This window comes from Streptosporangium amethystogenes subsp. fukuiense (assembly GCF_042665875.1).
GTDB classification, from domain to species: Bacteria; Actinomycetota; Actinomycetes; order Streptosporangiales; family Streptosporangiaceae; genus Streptosporangium; species Streptosporangium fukuiense.
Map to the genome: position 1 here is coordinate 6,479,131 of NZ_JBHTEE010000001.1, position 13,238 is coordinate 6,492,368.

Annotated in this window: 14 protein-coding genes; 6 read left to right on the forward strand and 8 right to left on the reverse strand. The window is 69.4% G+C overall.

Annotated elements, in window-relative coordinates:
- The first annotated feature begins 61 nt into the window (after positions 1-61).
- Both ACFQVD_RS28235 and ACFQVD_RS28240 read left to right on the forward strand, forming a co-directional pair.
- Positions 62-688: a TetR/AcrR family transcriptional regulator gene (locus ACFQVD_RS28235; RefSeq protein WP_343965026.1), complete on the forward strand. Its 627-nt coding sequence runs from the start codon at positions 62-64 to the stop codon at positions 686-688.
- A 304-nt stretch (positions 689-992) separates the two neighbouring features.
- Complete coding sequence (locus ACFQVD_RS28240; protein WP_343965028.1) at positions 993-1,736, forward strand: MBL fold metallo-hydrolase; 744 nt, start codon at positions 993-995, stop codon at positions 1,734-1,736.
- Between the two features lie 178 nt (positions 1,737-1,914).
- Here ACFQVD_RS28240 and ACFQVD_RS28245 read toward each other — a convergent pair whose 3' ends face one another.
- Positions 1,915-2,217, reverse strand: a complete 303-nt coding sequence (locus tag ACFQVD_RS28245) for a DUF397 domain-containing protein (RefSeq protein ID WP_386272480.1) — start codon at positions 2,215-2,217, stop codon at positions 1,915-1,917.
- 132 nt (positions 2,218-2,349) lie between these two features.
- Between ACFQVD_RS28245 and ACFQVD_RS28250 the strand changes: the two genes are divergently transcribed.
- Together ACFQVD_RS28250 and ACFQVD_RS28255 are read left to right on the forward strand one after the other, a co-directional pair.
- Positions 2,350-2,709 (forward strand): type II toxin-antitoxin system RelE/ParE family toxin, encoded by a 360-nt coding sequence (locus tag ACFQVD_RS28250; protein ID WP_343983811.1) that lies wholly within the window; start codon positions 2,350-2,352, stop codon positions 2,707-2,709.
- The gene (locus ACFQVD_RS28255) at positions 2,706-3,044 is read left to right on the forward strand and encodes an XRE family transcriptional regulator (RefSeq protein ID WP_343983814.1); all 339 of its coding nucleotides are present in this window, start codon (positions 2,706-2,708) and stop codon (positions 3,042-3,044) included. Before ACFQVD_RS28250 ends, ACFQVD_RS28255 begins: the two co-directional genes overlap by 4 nt.
- Positions 3,045-3,107: 63 nt before the next feature.
- Here the strand turns inward: ACFQVD_RS28255 and ACFQVD_RS28260 are convergent, their stop codons facing one another.
- Together ACFQVD_RS28260 and ACFQVD_RS28265 are read right to left on the reverse strand one after the other, a co-directional pair.
- Complete coding sequence (locus ACFQVD_RS28260) at positions 3,108-3,320, reverse strand: DUF397 domain-containing protein (RefSeq protein WP_364150574.1); 213 nt, start codon at positions 3,318-3,320, stop codon at positions 3,108-3,110.
- A complete protein-coding gene (locus ACFQVD_RS28265; protein WP_343983808.1) occupies positions 3,311-4,132 on the reverse strand; it encodes a helix-turn-helix domain-containing protein in 822 nt (273 codons plus the stop codon). The genes ACFQVD_RS28260 and ACFQVD_RS28265 overlap by 10 nt, the downstream gene beginning before the upstream one ends.
- Positions 4,133-5,009: 877 nt before the next feature.
- Between ACFQVD_RS28265 and ACFQVD_RS28270 the strand changes: the two genes are divergently transcribed.
- On the forward strand, positions 5,010-5,849 hold the full coding sequence (locus tag ACFQVD_RS28270; protein WP_343978565.1) for an ATP-binding protein: 840 nt from the start codon (positions 5,010-5,012) through the stop codon (positions 5,847-5,849).
- Here the strand turns inward: ACFQVD_RS28270 and ACFQVD_RS28275 are convergent.
- Genes ACFQVD_RS28275 through ACFQVD_RS28285 form a run of 3 tightly spaced genes read right to left on the reverse strand, consistent with a single transcriptional unit; the run spans position 5,846 to position 10,447 of the window.
- Positions 5,846-7,276, reverse strand: a complete 1,431-nt coding sequence (locus tag ACFQVD_RS28275; RefSeq protein WP_343978568.1) for a hypothetical protein — start codon at positions 7,274-7,276, stop codon at positions 5,846-5,848. The genes ACFQVD_RS28270 and ACFQVD_RS28275 overlap by 4 nt on opposite strands.
- A 13-nt stretch (positions 7,277-7,289) precedes the next feature.
- Positions 7,290-9,599, reverse strand: a complete 2,310-nt coding sequence (locus ACFQVD_RS28280) for a glycosyltransferase (RefSeq protein ID WP_343978571.1) — start codon at positions 9,597-9,599, stop codon at positions 7,290-7,292.
- A gap of 11 nt (positions 9,600-9,610) precedes the next feature.
- Positions 9,611-10,447, reverse strand: coding sequence for a WecB/TagA/CpsF family glycosyltransferase (locus ACFQVD_RS28285; protein WP_343978574.1), 837 nt, complete (start codon positions 10,445-10,447; stop codon positions 9,611-9,613).
- 93 nt (positions 10,448-10,540) lie between these two features.
- Between ACFQVD_RS28285 and ACFQVD_RS28290 the strand changes: the two genes are divergently transcribed.
- Positions 10,541-11,089, forward strand: coding sequence for a dTDP-4-dehydrorhamnose 3,5-epimerase family protein (locus ACFQVD_RS28290; RefSeq protein WP_343978577.1), 549 nt, complete (start codon positions 10,541-10,543; stop codon positions 11,087-11,089).
- Here the strand turns inward: ACFQVD_RS28290 and ACFQVD_RS28295 are convergent.
- Positions 11,028-12,434, reverse strand: coding sequence for an O-antigen ligase family protein (locus tag ACFQVD_RS28295; protein WP_343978580.1), 1,407 nt, complete (start codon positions 12,432-12,434; stop codon positions 11,028-11,030). The two genes, ACFQVD_RS28290 and ACFQVD_RS28295, sit on opposite strands and share 62 nt — an antisense overlap.
- Positions 12,431-13,144 carry a hypothetical protein gene (locus ACFQVD_RS28300; RefSeq protein ID WP_343978583.1) on the reverse strand — a complete coding sequence of 238 codons (714 nt, stop codon included), beginning with the start codon at positions 13,142-13,144 and terminating at the stop codon, positions 12,431-12,433. The genes ACFQVD_RS28295 and ACFQVD_RS28300 overlap by 4 nt, the downstream gene beginning before the upstream one ends.
- Between the last annotated feature and the right edge of the window lie 94 nt (positions 13,145-13,238).

Sequence of the window (13,238 nt, forward strand, 5' to 3'; positions counted from 1 at the left end):
GCTGTGCTACTTCATTGAAGCTAGCACACTGTGCTAAAAATGGGGGTAGGAGGTTCCGACGATGCACGACCGTCCAACGAAACGAGACACCCGCGACAGGATCCTGATCGCCGCGGCGACCATGCTCGGAGAGGACCCGGGTGCTCGGCTGAGCGTCCGGGGAGTCGCTGCGCGAGCAGGCGTCAGCATGGGTTCGCTTCGCCACTTCTTCCCGACGCAACGGGAGCTCATCGACACCGTCGTCGCCGGCATCTACGACATCGACATCCCCGACGATCCCATCCTCGACACCGAACGAGCACCGGTAGAACGCCTCGTCGCGTGCCTGCGACAACTGCTCTCGCAGGTCGGTACCGGAGATCGGGCACGCGAGCATTGGCGCGCGATCCACGAGACGTACATCGCGTCCGACCCGACGGATGACCAGGTCGCCACGTACCGTTCGCTGGAGCGACTGGGACTGCACCGCATCGAGCGCTGGCTGACCGTCCTCGCCGACGAAGGCGCGGTTCCGGCGAACGACGTCGAGCGACGCGCACGGTTCTTGGCATCCGTCCTCAACGGCCTCCTCATCGAGCGCGCGCTCCCCGCCGACGCCTTACGGCTCACGTTCGAGACCGACACGCTCCGCATGGCCGCCGACGCCGTCACAAGCGGCCGCATCGGGGCCGAGCAGTCTGAGCGCTGACGCGCCCGCCCCATCGACACAACGACACCGAGGACGCATGCGCGACTTTCAAGCACGCCCGGTCGTGCGCCTGTCAGGGGCGTTCGAACGCGTTATCGACCTCTGTCGCAACCCAGTGCAGTTCTCGCTCGTCGTCGAACTCGGGTCGCCTGTCTCGGCACAGCGGCTGGAGCGCACGCTCGCGCGCCATCAGAAGACGCACCCACTGCTCGCCTCCGGTCGGTCCGATCCGTACACGACCGGAGTTCCTCGTCTGCACTCACGGACGCGCCACGGTCGGCGAACCGGCCGTTAGGGTTCGTGGATGCTGCTGACAATCCTTGGCGGATGCGGTGCGTGGCCGGGAGCGGGCCAGGCCTGCAGCGGTTATCTCGTGGAGCACGACGGGTTCAGGCTGCTCGTCGACCCCGGGTACGCGACAGTGCCGCGGCTACTGGAACGGGTCACCGCTGATCAGGTCGACGCGGTGTTCGTCAGCCACGGACATCCCGATCACTGCGCCGATCTGAACCCGCTGTTGCGGGCACGTGCGTTCCGTGACGATCCGCCGGCTCCCCTGCCGGTGTACTCACTGCCCGGCGCCCTGGACGCGGTGCTCGCGCTGGACCGCCCGGGAATGCTGACCGACGCCCATGTCCTGCGCGAGTTCACCGCCGGCGACCGGATCGACATCGGCCCGTTCCATGCGCAGACCCGCCTGCTGCCGCACTCGGTGCCCAATGCCGGCGTACGGCTGACGGCGGGCGAGCGGGTGCTCGCGTACACCGGCGACACCGGCCCGAGCCCCGAGGTGGTGGAGTTGGCACGCGGCGCCGACCTGTTTCTGGCCGAGGCCACCTATGCGGACCGGGTCCCTGAGGGTTCGCGGCGCAACCTGTCGAGCGCCCGCCAGGCAGGCCGACAGGCCAGGGAAGCCGACGTCCGACACCTGTTGCTGACTCACCTGCAGCCGGGTACGGACGCCACAGCCGCGCGAGCCGCCGCCGAGGCCGGATACGAAGGCGAGATCGGCATCGCCACTCCCGATCTCGTCATCGATCTTTCCTGAGCAAGGTCTCCTCGGGCTTCGAACGCCTCGCGTGGTTCTCCCCTACATCGAGGCTCTCGGTGGACGGTTGCGCGTGGTGGCCGACTTCGGTGACGTCGAATACACCGTGGCATAGCCCGTACGACGTCAGAAGCCCTCGGCCACCTGGTCGAGGGCTTCCTTGTCTCCGGGAGCGGAGTCAGAAGTCGAACTCGCCCTTCTTGGCGCCGTCGATGAAGGCGTCCCAGACACTCGCACTCACCACGAACGGCGCCCGCTCGGGAGCCTCCGTGTCCCGCAGGCCCACCCGACCACCCGACAACGGAGCAACCTCCAGGCAATCACCCTGGTTTGACGCACTCTTGGTGGCCTTACGCCAGGCCGCGCCCCTCAACTCATCACTCAAATCCACAGCTTCTCTGCCTTTCTGATCAACTCGATGGCCCCGCTCCGGAGCGCTGTATCTGGTGTGGACGGCTTTCCCGTCTTCTGGACGGCCCATACCCGCAAGCGGCCACTAACGGACGAGTTGGTAGAAGTAGAGCAGACGAGTTGCTCCTCTGATCAGAAAAGTGCCCCCTTGCTGCTGACTTAACGCCAGGGTTAAGCTATGGATGGAGCTGGATGGCAGGTCGTGCTGGTTGCCGAGGTCGCCGACTGGTACGACCGGTTATGCCAGGACGACTGGGACAGCGCCGAGCAGGTCGAAAACGCCATAGACATGCTGGCGCAGACCGGGCCAACACTTGGCCGACCACTGGTGGATCGCATCAAGGGAGCCGACAACCACCATCTGAAAGAGTTGCGACCTGGTTCGTCGAAAGGAAGTGAGATCCGCATTCTGTTCGCATTCGACCCGGTTCGCCGGGCGGTGCTTCTGGTTGCGGGCGACAAGGCCGGCAACTGGGACCATTGGTATGACACGAACATACCGATGGCGGAGAAACGGTACGCCGAGCACATAGCGGAGCTGGCCAGCAGGGAGTACGAATGAGCGCGGTCAACTGGGACGAGGTGAAGCAGCGGGCGCGGGAGCGACGCCAGGCTGCGGGACTGCCCGTGCAGTCGGATGGTGAGAAGTCCGCCGCGATGGAGCAGCTCGCCGCCGAGGTCAGGGCGCACAAGCTCGCGGAGATCAGGCGTGAGCAGGATCTGACTCAACGCGACGTCGCCACCACCATGGGGGTCTCCGGGCCGAGAGTCTCGGCTATCGAACACGGGGAGGTCGATCGTGTTGAAGTGGCGACCCTGCGCTCCTACGTCGAGGCTCTCGGCGGACGGCTGCGCGTCGTGGCCGACTTCGGTGACGTCGAATACACCGTGGCATAGCCCGTACGACGCCAGAAGCCCTCGGCCACCTGGTCGAGGGCTTCCTTGTCTCCGGGAGCGGAGTCAGAAGTCGAACTCGCCCTTCTTGGCGCCGTCGATGAAGGCGTCCCAGACACTCGCACTCACCACGAACGGCGCCCGCTCGGGAGCCTCCGTGTCCCGCAGGCCCACCCGACCACCCGACAACGGAGCAACCTCCAGGCAATCACCCTGGTTTGACGCACTCTTGGTGGCCTTACGCCAGGCCGCGCCCCTCAACTCATCACTCAAATCCACAGCTTCTCTGCCTCTCTGATCAACTCGATCGAGACATACTGAGGGTTTGCCTCAGCTCGGATGGTGTCGTATCGGGCACGGATGGCCCCGACGTCTTCCGGCCGATTTGTCACGTGCCCGTGAGCTACAGACTCGGCATATACCATATCCGGGTTTTCCGGAAGCTGTGCGATCACGAAGCCACCCGAGGTCCCCGTGGTCGACCCAAGCGCCAAAGGCACGATCTGAATACCGACCCGAGGTCGATCAAGCATCTCCAGAAGATGATGGAGTTGGTGTCGCATAACCTCTTTGCCGCCGATCGGGCGCTGCAAGACTCCCTCGTCGAGAATAACCCAGAGCATTGGCGGCGCAGATCGAGACAAGATCTTCTGTCTCTCCATACGAGCCGCGACGGCCTTTTCTACCTGCTCGTCGGATATGCCTGGCTCACCGCGAATAACCGCTCGCGCATAAGCCTCAGTCTGGAGAAGGCCCGGCACAACAAGCGGCTGCCAAGTATGCAGCGTGTGCGCTACCGGTTCAACATCAAGCCATCCCCGGAACCACCGAGGGCTCGCCCCTCGGGTGACCTGCTCCCACAGACCGACAAGTTCCCCGTTTGCTTCCAGGGCATCGTCGCAGCGTTGAGCGAAGTTGCGGCTTGGGGTGCGCTCACCCCTTTCGATGAAACCGATCAGGCTTTGACTGAATTGGGTGATTTCTGCTAGCCGATCCTGCGACAGGCCGGCCATCCTTCGGCGCCTGCGTAGCTCGGCACCGAAAACAGCCAATGGCCTCGTGAACGGGCCAGAAGTGGGGGTTGCTGACATTTCAGCTCCGTCCGACGGGGAAGGCTACTCCGTCAGCACAAGAACACAGCTTCAATACAAGCTGTGCAGCAATGTGCTGGAACTTTCAATACCCAAAGTAGTCATCCCGAGGCATCCTGTGAAGTGACCCGGGAGAGCGAAAAAACCATCGGAGCGGCCCTCTCAGGCGCATGGAGGGCAGTCGCCCAAAGTCGTCGAAAAAATCACCAGGTATGTCCGGATAAGAGGGGTGGAAATGTCCATCGATTCATTGGAAAACGCACTCCTGGCCGCACTTCATGCCTCTACCGGATACGCACCTGTCACCACTGAGTAAGTCCTCTGGAAGGGGCGGACGTCACCTCCCGCAAGGCGGGCGCCCCCCTGGCACATCGCCCTTAACCCACAAACAAGGCGGGGCTTGCCATGGCACGGCACGCCATGACAAGCCCCTCGACCGGACAGCGGAGGTCCGACCCGATGCACAACCCTAGAGGAAACCCCAGGCCGATCCGGGTGCGTTGGCACGCGGACCGGCCGCCGATGCCGCTCGGGTGTCGCTGGTGCGGTCACCCGCCGTACGCGCACGAGGCCGCCAGCCTCCCGCACCGCGCCCACCACCACTGGGAGCAGCCCACCCCCGCCCAGGTGCACGCCCGGATGACCATCCGCCGCCGCCTCAACCTCTCCGGCCGCCCACCGGTCACGACGCCCATCCGCGCGATCCCCGGCCCCACGGTCCCCGCCGCTTTCCCCGCGCGTTCTCCGGAGGTCTCCCCCGGTCGGCACCGGCGGCCGGAGCAGGCCGTGACCACGGCCGCCGTGCCGTACCGGCGTGGACGGCCGCCGAGCACCCGTACCCCCTCCGGCAGGCACACCCCGTACCGGCAGCGACGGCATGAACAGCGACCCCCGGCCCAGGCAGAGCGGACGGCACCGGCGAGGAACGGCCACCACGCAGGTCGCCCCCCGGCCCTGGGACCCGGCCGAACGCGCCGCCGCCGAGCGACTCGACCAGATCGAGCCCGCCTGGACCGTCTGGTACGGCCCCGGCACCCGGCACTTCCACGCCGTCGCCGGCCGGCCCGCCCCCACCCCCCTGATCGTGCAGGCCCGCACCGTCGACGGGCTACGCGCCCTGATGCGCGAGGCCGAAGACACCACACCGCCACCCCAAGGAGGGCCCATGCCCGAGACCCCGGATACCCCACAACATCCGCAGGCCCTGAACCACCCTCAGTCCTTGGAGCACCCTCACACTCCGTACGACCCGCAGTTCCCCGACGCCTCGCAGACGTCCGCCGACCAGCGCCCCATGGACGACCCGCGCACCGTCTGCTGGGATCTGCCGCACGACCTGCCGATCGTCGGCAAGGCCCGCGCCATGGTGCGCGAGACCCTCACCGCCTGGGCGCTGCACCACCTCGTCGACGACGCCGTCCTGGTGGCCGGAGAGCTGCTCGCCAACGCGATCGTCCACGGCGAGCCGGTGGTCAGGCTCTCCCTGTGGGCGAACGCGGACAAGTTCCAGATCCAGGTCACCGACAAAGGCCCCGGACGGCCCTGCCACCTCGCTCTCGACGCCGAGTCCCTGCACGGCCGCGGCCTGACCATCGTCAAGGCCCTCGCCCACGACATCGGCGTCACCCCCCACCCCGACCACCCCGGCAAAACCGTCTGGGCCCGCTGGCGTCTTCCCTCTCACGACTCACGACGAGTTTCAGGCGCAGGACGCTAAGGCGTGATCCGGTAGATGTGGTGGGAGTGTTCGGCGGCGAAGGAGTCGGTGAAGCGGCCCTTGCCGTCGACGCGGAGCGTCCGGTTCTCGAAGAGGACCTCGGCGCGGGTGGCCCGCGTCCCGCGCGGCAGCGTGAACGTGCGCCTGCCCGGCGCCGCCTTCCCACCGGGCATCGCGAAGACGTAGTACGAGCCCCGGTGGTATTTGAGCATGGTGTCCAGGCCGGGGCCGAAGCGGTGCGCGTACGACTGGGTGTTCAACACCGGGGCGAGCTTCCTGATCCGCCGGTTGATCTCGGCCACCGCGGGCCTGACCGCCTTGCCGCACCCCTCGCGCAGCACGTGCTGGGAGTGGCAGGGGCCACCGAAGTTGTGGTTGAAGTAGACGATGCCCCGGGCCTCGTGGATCAGCGAGTTCATCACCGCGCCCGTCACCTGCTCCGGCCGGATCGCCCGGGTGTCGTTCTCGGCCGGCCAGCCGACCTCGACGAAACCGTAGATCGGCTGGCGGCGGCCGTCCAGCGCGTCCAGCTCGCGCTGGCGGTCGATGACGGCGCCGTAGTTGGCGGCCCTGCGGCACCTGGCGACCGGCAGTGCCAGGAAGTTCTGCCCGTCCAGACAGGCGCTCGCGCTGGTGTACCAGTAGACGTCGGCCGAGACGGCGTCGGTGAAGCGGTTGACGAACGCGGCGGCGTCCGCGTCCTTCTCCCACATCATCACGCCCTTGCCGTAGTTGGCGTAGTGCAGCCTTCCGTCGCCCTTCGGGAGCCGGTCCTGCTGGGCGCGCAGCACCGTGAAACCGCACCCCTGATCTTCCGGGACGCACAGGGGGCCCTCGCCGGGATGGTTGCCGGTCCACCCCGCGTCCCCCGCCTTCGCCCACATGTCGACCTCGTCGTCGAGCAGCCAGCCCACCGTCTCGCTGCCGTAGCCGGGCAGCGGGACGTTCGTCAGCGCCGACATCCCGTTCTTCCGCACCAGTGCCATGTCGCTGGTCTCGGTCAGCTCCACGTACGTGTTGATCCCGGCGGCCCTGTCCCGGTTCACGTCGGCCTGGCTGATCACAGACTCGAACCAGACGCCGACCGGGAAGAACGACGGCTTCGTCCAGCCCGCCGCGGTGGGCGCGGCAAACCGCCCGTAGTAGGCGGGACCGCCCTCCCACGGCACCCGCGCGGCCGTCACAGGCCACGCGTGACCGGCGGCCCGGGCGGTGCCCCCCGGTGCCCTCCCCCGCGGCGCGTCGCCACGTGCCGGGGCACCGGTCGAGGTGTCCGCGAGCGGGCGTCCGGCCTGGTCGGCGGGCGCGTCGACCGAACAGAACCCGAGCATCGCCATCGTCACCGAGGCGGCCCCCACCCCGGCCAGCACCGGCAGCGACCGCCCGGACCGGCGGCCCCTCATCCGTCCGTGCCTTCCAGCCCCCATGACCCCGTCCTCCTCAGCGCGGACCCGACGAGCGCGGGCCCGACGAGCGCGGGCCCGACGAGCGCGGGCCCGACGAGCGCGGACCCGATGACGGCTCGGCGAGCGCCATCAGTTGTGCCGCACGCGACGACCAGGACGCACCGAGCACGGACCCCCGCAGGTCGTCGGCCGGCCGCAGGCCCCCCTCACGCAATGTCGCACGGACAGCGTCCAGGAAAAGGTCACCGCTCGCGGCGATTCTCACTCGATCGGCATAGTTCACGAGTTCCTGGAAATCGGTGCTGACCACCGGCAGGCCTAGCGCGAGGTATTCCTTGAGTTTGATGGGGTTCGAATGCTTTATCCATGGATTGTCAAGCCACGGCATGATCGCGACATCGAATCCGGAGCCGTAGCCGGGAATGCTTTCGTACGGCCTGAATCCGAGCCAGTGCACATTCGGATGCCGGGTGAGCCGTTCCATCGGGACCGTAGCGTCACCGATCAGAACCAGCGACACGTCGGGCAGTTCCCTGGCCATCCGTTCCAGAAGGTGGAAATCCACCAGATAGTCGTCGAGCGCGCCGAAGAAGCCCACTCTCGGTCCGGGAATCGCGCGAATGTCGGCGGGCTGCTCGCTCTCCGGACGCCGCCGGAAGTGGTCGGTGTCCACCCCGTGGTCGAGGAAGTACGCGCGGTCGCCGGTCAGCCGGCGCTCCTCGTCCATCAGCGCGGTGCTGACGTAGACCACGTGGTCGGAACGCTCCAGCAGGCCGCGTTCCATCGCCTCGATGGTCGGCCGGTCGGACTCGGGGAACGACGAGTGCCGGTCGGAGCGGTTGAACACCAGCGCCTGCCTGCGCATCGGGCGCACCACGTCCCACGCCGTGGGGATGGTCACCATGATCACAGGCCGGTGCAGCCCCAGTGCCCGCGAGACGGCCAGCACCTGTGCCCGGACCAGCAGCGCGTTCACCCGCCTGACCAGCGGTGACCCGTAGAAGGGCAGCGGCAGCGGGGACATCACGTAGAAGCCGGGCAGCTCACGCAGCGGCCTCCTGACCAGCATCGCGACGCTGCGCAGCTTGCGCCCGACGCGCCGCAGCACCTGCGTGGACCTGCCCGGCGTCGGCATCCGCATCCCGATGCTGTTGACCACGAGGACCTTCCGGTGGGCGGCGATCGAGCGCATGAGCTGGAAGTCCGAGTGCGCCCGGTTGTGGTACCACCAGTCCTGCGCCGAGAAGCAGACGTAGCCGGGTGAGCCCGCCTCCCGAGCGGGAAAGGCCTCCGTCCGGCCAGGAAGAGCCCGCTCCTGAGCGGGGGAGGTCCTCTCCTGGGTGGGCAGGACCTTCCCGTGGGCGAAGGAGACCTGCTCAGGGGACGAGGGTGCCGGCTCACGGACCGGGGAGTCCGCCTCCTCGCCGGGCCTGGGCGGCCACTCGCGCATCGCGACCAGCCCGCGCAGGGCGGCCCGATGCCTTCTCCCGCCCTCGCCGCCCCTGGCCACCGCGCGGACCAGTTCGTTGAGCCCGACGGCCAGCCGCATCAGCCGCCCGCGCGGGCGACCGTACCGCTCGCGGTGCATCCGGACCCGGTTGGCCGCCGACAGCGCCCACAGCCGGCTTGAGGTGGACTGCTCGCCACCGAGATGCACGGCCACGGCCCGGGGCTCGTACCGGACCGCGAACCCCGCCTCCCCGGCCCTGAGCATGTACTCGGTCTCCTCCGAGTAGAGGAAGTAGCGCTCGTCGAGGGGGCCCAGGGCGTCCAGGCAGGCCCGGGAGACCAGCCAGGCCGCGCCGGTCACCCAGTCGACGGTGTGCGGCCTGCGGTAGGCGGCCGGCTCCACGACCAGTTCGCCGAGCGGGGGGATCCGCCCGGCCCGCCGGCCGCCGAGCAGCGCCTCACCCAGCGCCCTCGGCACGGTGGGCCGCCTGCGCAGGGAGAGGTGGAGCTCGCCCGTCTCGGCGGTGAGCCGGGGGGCGGCGATCCCGGTCCCCGGCACGGCGAGCGCCTGCCTGAGCAGGAGCACCGAACCGGGTGCGAGCCGGATGTCCGGGTTCAGCACCAGCACGTCACAGCCGGCCGCGGCGGCGATGCCCGCGTTCACCCCGGCGGCGAAGCCGGCGTTGCGCCCGGTCTGGATCACCTCGGCCGCCGGCGCGGCCTCGCGTACCCGCTCGACGGTGTCGTCCGCCGAGGCGTTGTCCACCACCACGACCCGTGCCGGACCGGCGCCGGCCAGCGCCGCCCCGAGTGAGCGCAGGCACCCCTCGATGACCTGACCGCTGAAATACGTGACGATCACCACGGTGAGCCGGGGCCGGGCCTGAACAGCCATGTCGGAGCCGTTCATCCGCGGTGCCTCGACGTCAGGCGGGTGCGCAGCGCGCCGGCGAGGAGGGCGACCGCGAACGGCGCGTCGTCCCGCAGGTAGCGGCGGGCCAGCCGGCGCGGTTCCAGGGCGAGCCGGTACAGCCACTCGGCGCCCACCCGCTGGACCGGCCCCGGGGCGCGGCGGAACCGCCCGGCCGCCATCGGGATGCCGGCTCCGCAGCCGAGGTACCAGGCGCCGGGCAGCTCGGCGCGGAGGGCGGCGATGACCCTCTCCTGCCTAGGGAAGCCCAGTCCGGCGAGGACGAGGTCCGGTGCGGCGGCGACCACCCCGGCGACCACCTCACGCACCCCCTCCGGCGAGGAGTCGAACCCGAAGGGCGGCGAGCAGGTGCCCGCCACCCGCAGTCCGGGGCAGCGTCCGGCGAGGGCGCGGGCCGCGGCCTCCGGCACGCCCGGCTCCCCGCCGAGCAGGTAGACCGAGCGGTTCTCGCGGGCGGCGCGCCCGGCCAGGGAGTGCACGAGCGCGGCCCCGGTGACCCGGCAGGGCAGGGCCGGTCCGGCGAGCCCCGCGGCCCAGACCACCGGCATGCCGTCGGCGACCACGATCTCCGAGCGGGCGACCAGGTCGGCCAGGTCGGGATCGCGCGTGGCGGCGCGGACGATGTCGACGTTCGCGGTGACGATCGCGCCGCCGCGTCCCCGCCGCCATTCCGCCGCCACGTGGTCGAGCAGTTCGGCCTCGCTGACCGCCATGACCTCGACCGCGCCGACCCTGATACGCGTGAACCCCGCCCCGCCGACGCCCTTGGGCTTGGCCGAACCGTTCTGGCCCCGGGTCTCCTCCGGTGTCACCGGGCCCACCCCGGAGTCCGGTGGCCCGTTCCGATCAACATCGTTTTCACCTTTGGGATGGCCGGAAGCCCGTGAAATTGGGAAAGTAGGGGTATGAGAGTCGAACGAGGCGAGATCGACGGTGTCCTGTTGTTCGTCCCGGCTCAGCACAGGGACGACCGCGGGCTGTTCACCCGTACCTTCGACGCCGCACTCGCCGCCGCCCACGGGCTGCGGCCCGCCGAGTTCGTCCAGGACAGCCAGTCGCGGTCCCGTCTGGGAACGGTCCGGGCGCTGCACGGCAGGGGCGGACGGGGGGAGGCCAAGCTCGTCAGGTGCGCCCGAGGCGCCGTGTACGACGTGCTCGTCGACGCCCGGCCGGGCTCGGCGACCTTCGGCCACCAGATGTCGGTGGTGCTCGACGATGAGATGTTCGTCCATCTCTACGTTCCTCCTGGCTTGTTGCACGGCTATCAGGCACTGACCGATCAGGCGGACGTCTGCTACCGGATCGACCGGGAGCACGACCCCGCCGAGGACCTCTCGGTCCGTTATGACGACCCCGATCTCGGCATCCAGTGGCCGATGCCGGTCACCGCGATCAGCGAGCGTGATCTGGCCGCGGGTTCCTGGGCGGACCTGCGCGCGCGGCTGGTCGACTGACCTCCTCACCGGGTTTCTCGACGGGTTTCTCGACGGCTTTCCCGGGCTGCCGGGTGCCGCGCAGCAGCGCGCCCGCGGCTCCGATGACCAGGAACGACAGGCCGGTCACGGTCGCGAACGAGCGCAGGTCGAACGTGGCCGCCCCGACCAGGGGGACGACCAGGCAGGCGGCCAGGGCGAGCCCCAGGTCCCGCACGGCGGGGTCGGCGCTGAGGCGGCGGACGCGCAGTGCCGCCCAGAGGCCGGTCAGGAAGATCCCGGAAAAGGTGACCAGGCCGATGATCCCGGTCTCCACCAGCGACAGGATGTACTGGTTGTCGAAGATCAGGTGCTTCGGCGCGTACCAGGTGCCCAGCCCCCTGCCGACCCAGGGGTGGTTCCCGATCTCGGTGACCGCCACCGCGTAGTCGTGGGTCCGGTACTGGATGCTCGAATCGCTGGACAGGCTGGTGAACAGCCCGAGGAACACGCTGAGCAGGCCGGGCACGGCCACCTTCATCACCACCAGGAACCCGGCGCCGCCCAGTGCCGCCCACAGCCGCCTGCGCGCGGGCCAGCCCGCGAGGAGCACCGCGCCGACGACGGCTATCCCGAGGACCGCCGACCGCGACACGGAGAACATCAGCCCGGCGCCGATCAGCGCGGAACAGATCCACCAGCGCAGGGAGGGCTCGCCCCGGTCGCGGGCGCCGAACGCGTAGTGCAGCGCGACAGGTGTGATCATCGCGCAGACGACCCCGAGCTCGATGGGGTGCCCCGTGGTACCCGCGACCCGGCGCAGGGTGTTCCGTTCGAGGATCGCGGGCAGTTCCGCGGTGAATCGGAAGCCGGGAAGGGCCAGATATTTGGTCAGGTCGAATTCGAGCACGAACTGGAGCGCCGCGATCACCCCGACGGCCGCGCCACAGACCACGAGGCACTTCAGCACGAAGTCGAGCCGCTCCCGGCCCCGGATGCCGTCGCACGCCCCGAGCCCGATGCCCACCGTCGCCACGACGAGGACGATGCCGTGGTCGGCCATGTTGAGCTCGTCGGGCGGCAGGTACCCGGCACCGGCGTACCCGTAGGTGACCAGCATCGCGACCGCGTACGCGAACAGCGCGGTGCGCACGGGGTTGGGGCCCTTGGCCGCGCCGAGCGTGGTGGTGAGGTGCGCGCAGAACCACCAGAGCGCGGCGAAGAGGCCGACCGCGTCGGCCGGGGTGAGCGAGAAGGGCACGCCGCGGAAGACCAGCCGCGCGGGAACCAGCATCAGGACCACGACGAACGCGGCGGCCAGGGTCGCCCCGTCGGCGCTGCGCAGACCGGGACGGTCAAGGGAGGCGGGGACCACGGGGGCTCTCAACGCCGCAGCAGGGAGGGCTCGGCGGGCAGCCCGGACGCCGGTGCCGGGGGCACCCGGCCCCTCCGTTTCCGGGCGTCGAGGAAGCTCTCCAGGGAGAACACCGCGGCGAGGCCGGCGAGCACTCCGAGAAGCAGGGCCGCGGCGGCCCCCCGGGTCTTCCCGGTGCGCTGGGGCTGCGGCTCCGTCGGCGGCACCATCTCGTTCATCGTGATGTAGGTCGCCGGGGGCGCGTTCAACTGCCGCTGGCGAACGGCCAGCTCGATCCTCGCCCGGTCCCTGACCCGCGTCACGATGTCCCGGGCCTCGGACGGCGACCTGCTCGTGCCCTCGATGTACACGAAGGGCCCGCCGTCCAGCGACTCCGGGTTGGTGCTGCCGTTGGTGACCGTGAAGGTGGTGTCGCCCTCGGGCCGCACGCCGAGCGACTCCACGGTCTCCGGCGCGCTGATCACCTGGACGAGGATCGAGGCGGACATGCTCAGGCCCCAGTCGAAGTTCAGCAGGGGGTTGGTCAGCCCGTTGGGGCGACCGGGATCGCTCGGCAGGCTTCCGCCGGTGGGCGGGATGGTCAGCACGAGCACCGCGTTCGAGACGTAGAGCGTCGGAATCGACGAGTAGACGCCCGCCGCGGCACCGATGGAGAGCAGGAACGCCGGCAGGGCGACGTACCAGCGCCGCAACACGATGAGCACTGTCCCCCAGAAGTCCACGCCTCTCCCTTCCTGGCCGGATGTAGGCCGCCTGACCGGAGAACCGCACGGTTCCCCGGCCGGTGACCAGGTCCTCTACCGCTTGCCTCGTCCG

Coding starts and splice junctions, on each gene's coding strand:
- ACFQVD_RS28255 (WP_343983814.1), top strand. CDS start 2,706: ATGAGCGCGGTCAACTGGGACGAGGTGAAGCAGCGGGCGCGGGAGCGA.
- ACFQVD_RS28265 (WP_343983808.1), bottom strand. CDS start 4,132: ATGTCAGCAACCCCCACTTCTGGCCCGTTCACGAGGCCATTGGCTGTT.
- ACFQVD_RS28275 (WP_343978568.1), bottom strand. CDS start 7,276: ATGGGGGCTGGAAGGCACGGACGGATGAGGGGCCGCCGGTCCGGGCGG.
- ACFQVD_RS28240 (WP_343965028.1), top strand. CDS start 993: ATGCTGCTGACAATCCTTGGCGGATGCGGTGCGTGGCCGGGAGCGGGC.
- ACFQVD_RS28270 (WP_343978565.1), top strand. CDS start 5,010: ATGAACAGCGACCCCCGGCCCAGGCAGAGCGGACGGCACCGGCGAGGA.
- ACFQVD_RS28290 (WP_343978577.1), top strand. CDS start 10,541: ATGAGAGTCGAACGAGGCGAGATCGACGGTGTCCTGTTGTTCGTCCCG.
- ACFQVD_RS28245 (WP_386272480.1), bottom strand. CDS start 2,217: ATGGGCCGTCCAGAAGACGGGAAAGCCGTCCACACCAGATACAGCGCT.
- ACFQVD_RS28235 (WP_343965026.1), top strand. CDS start 62: ATGCACGACCGTCCAACGAAACGAGACACCCGCGACAGGATCCTGATC.
- ACFQVD_RS28280 (WP_343978571.1), bottom strand. CDS start 9,599: ATGGCTGTTCAGGCCCGGCCCCGGCTCACCGTGGTGATCGTCACGTAT.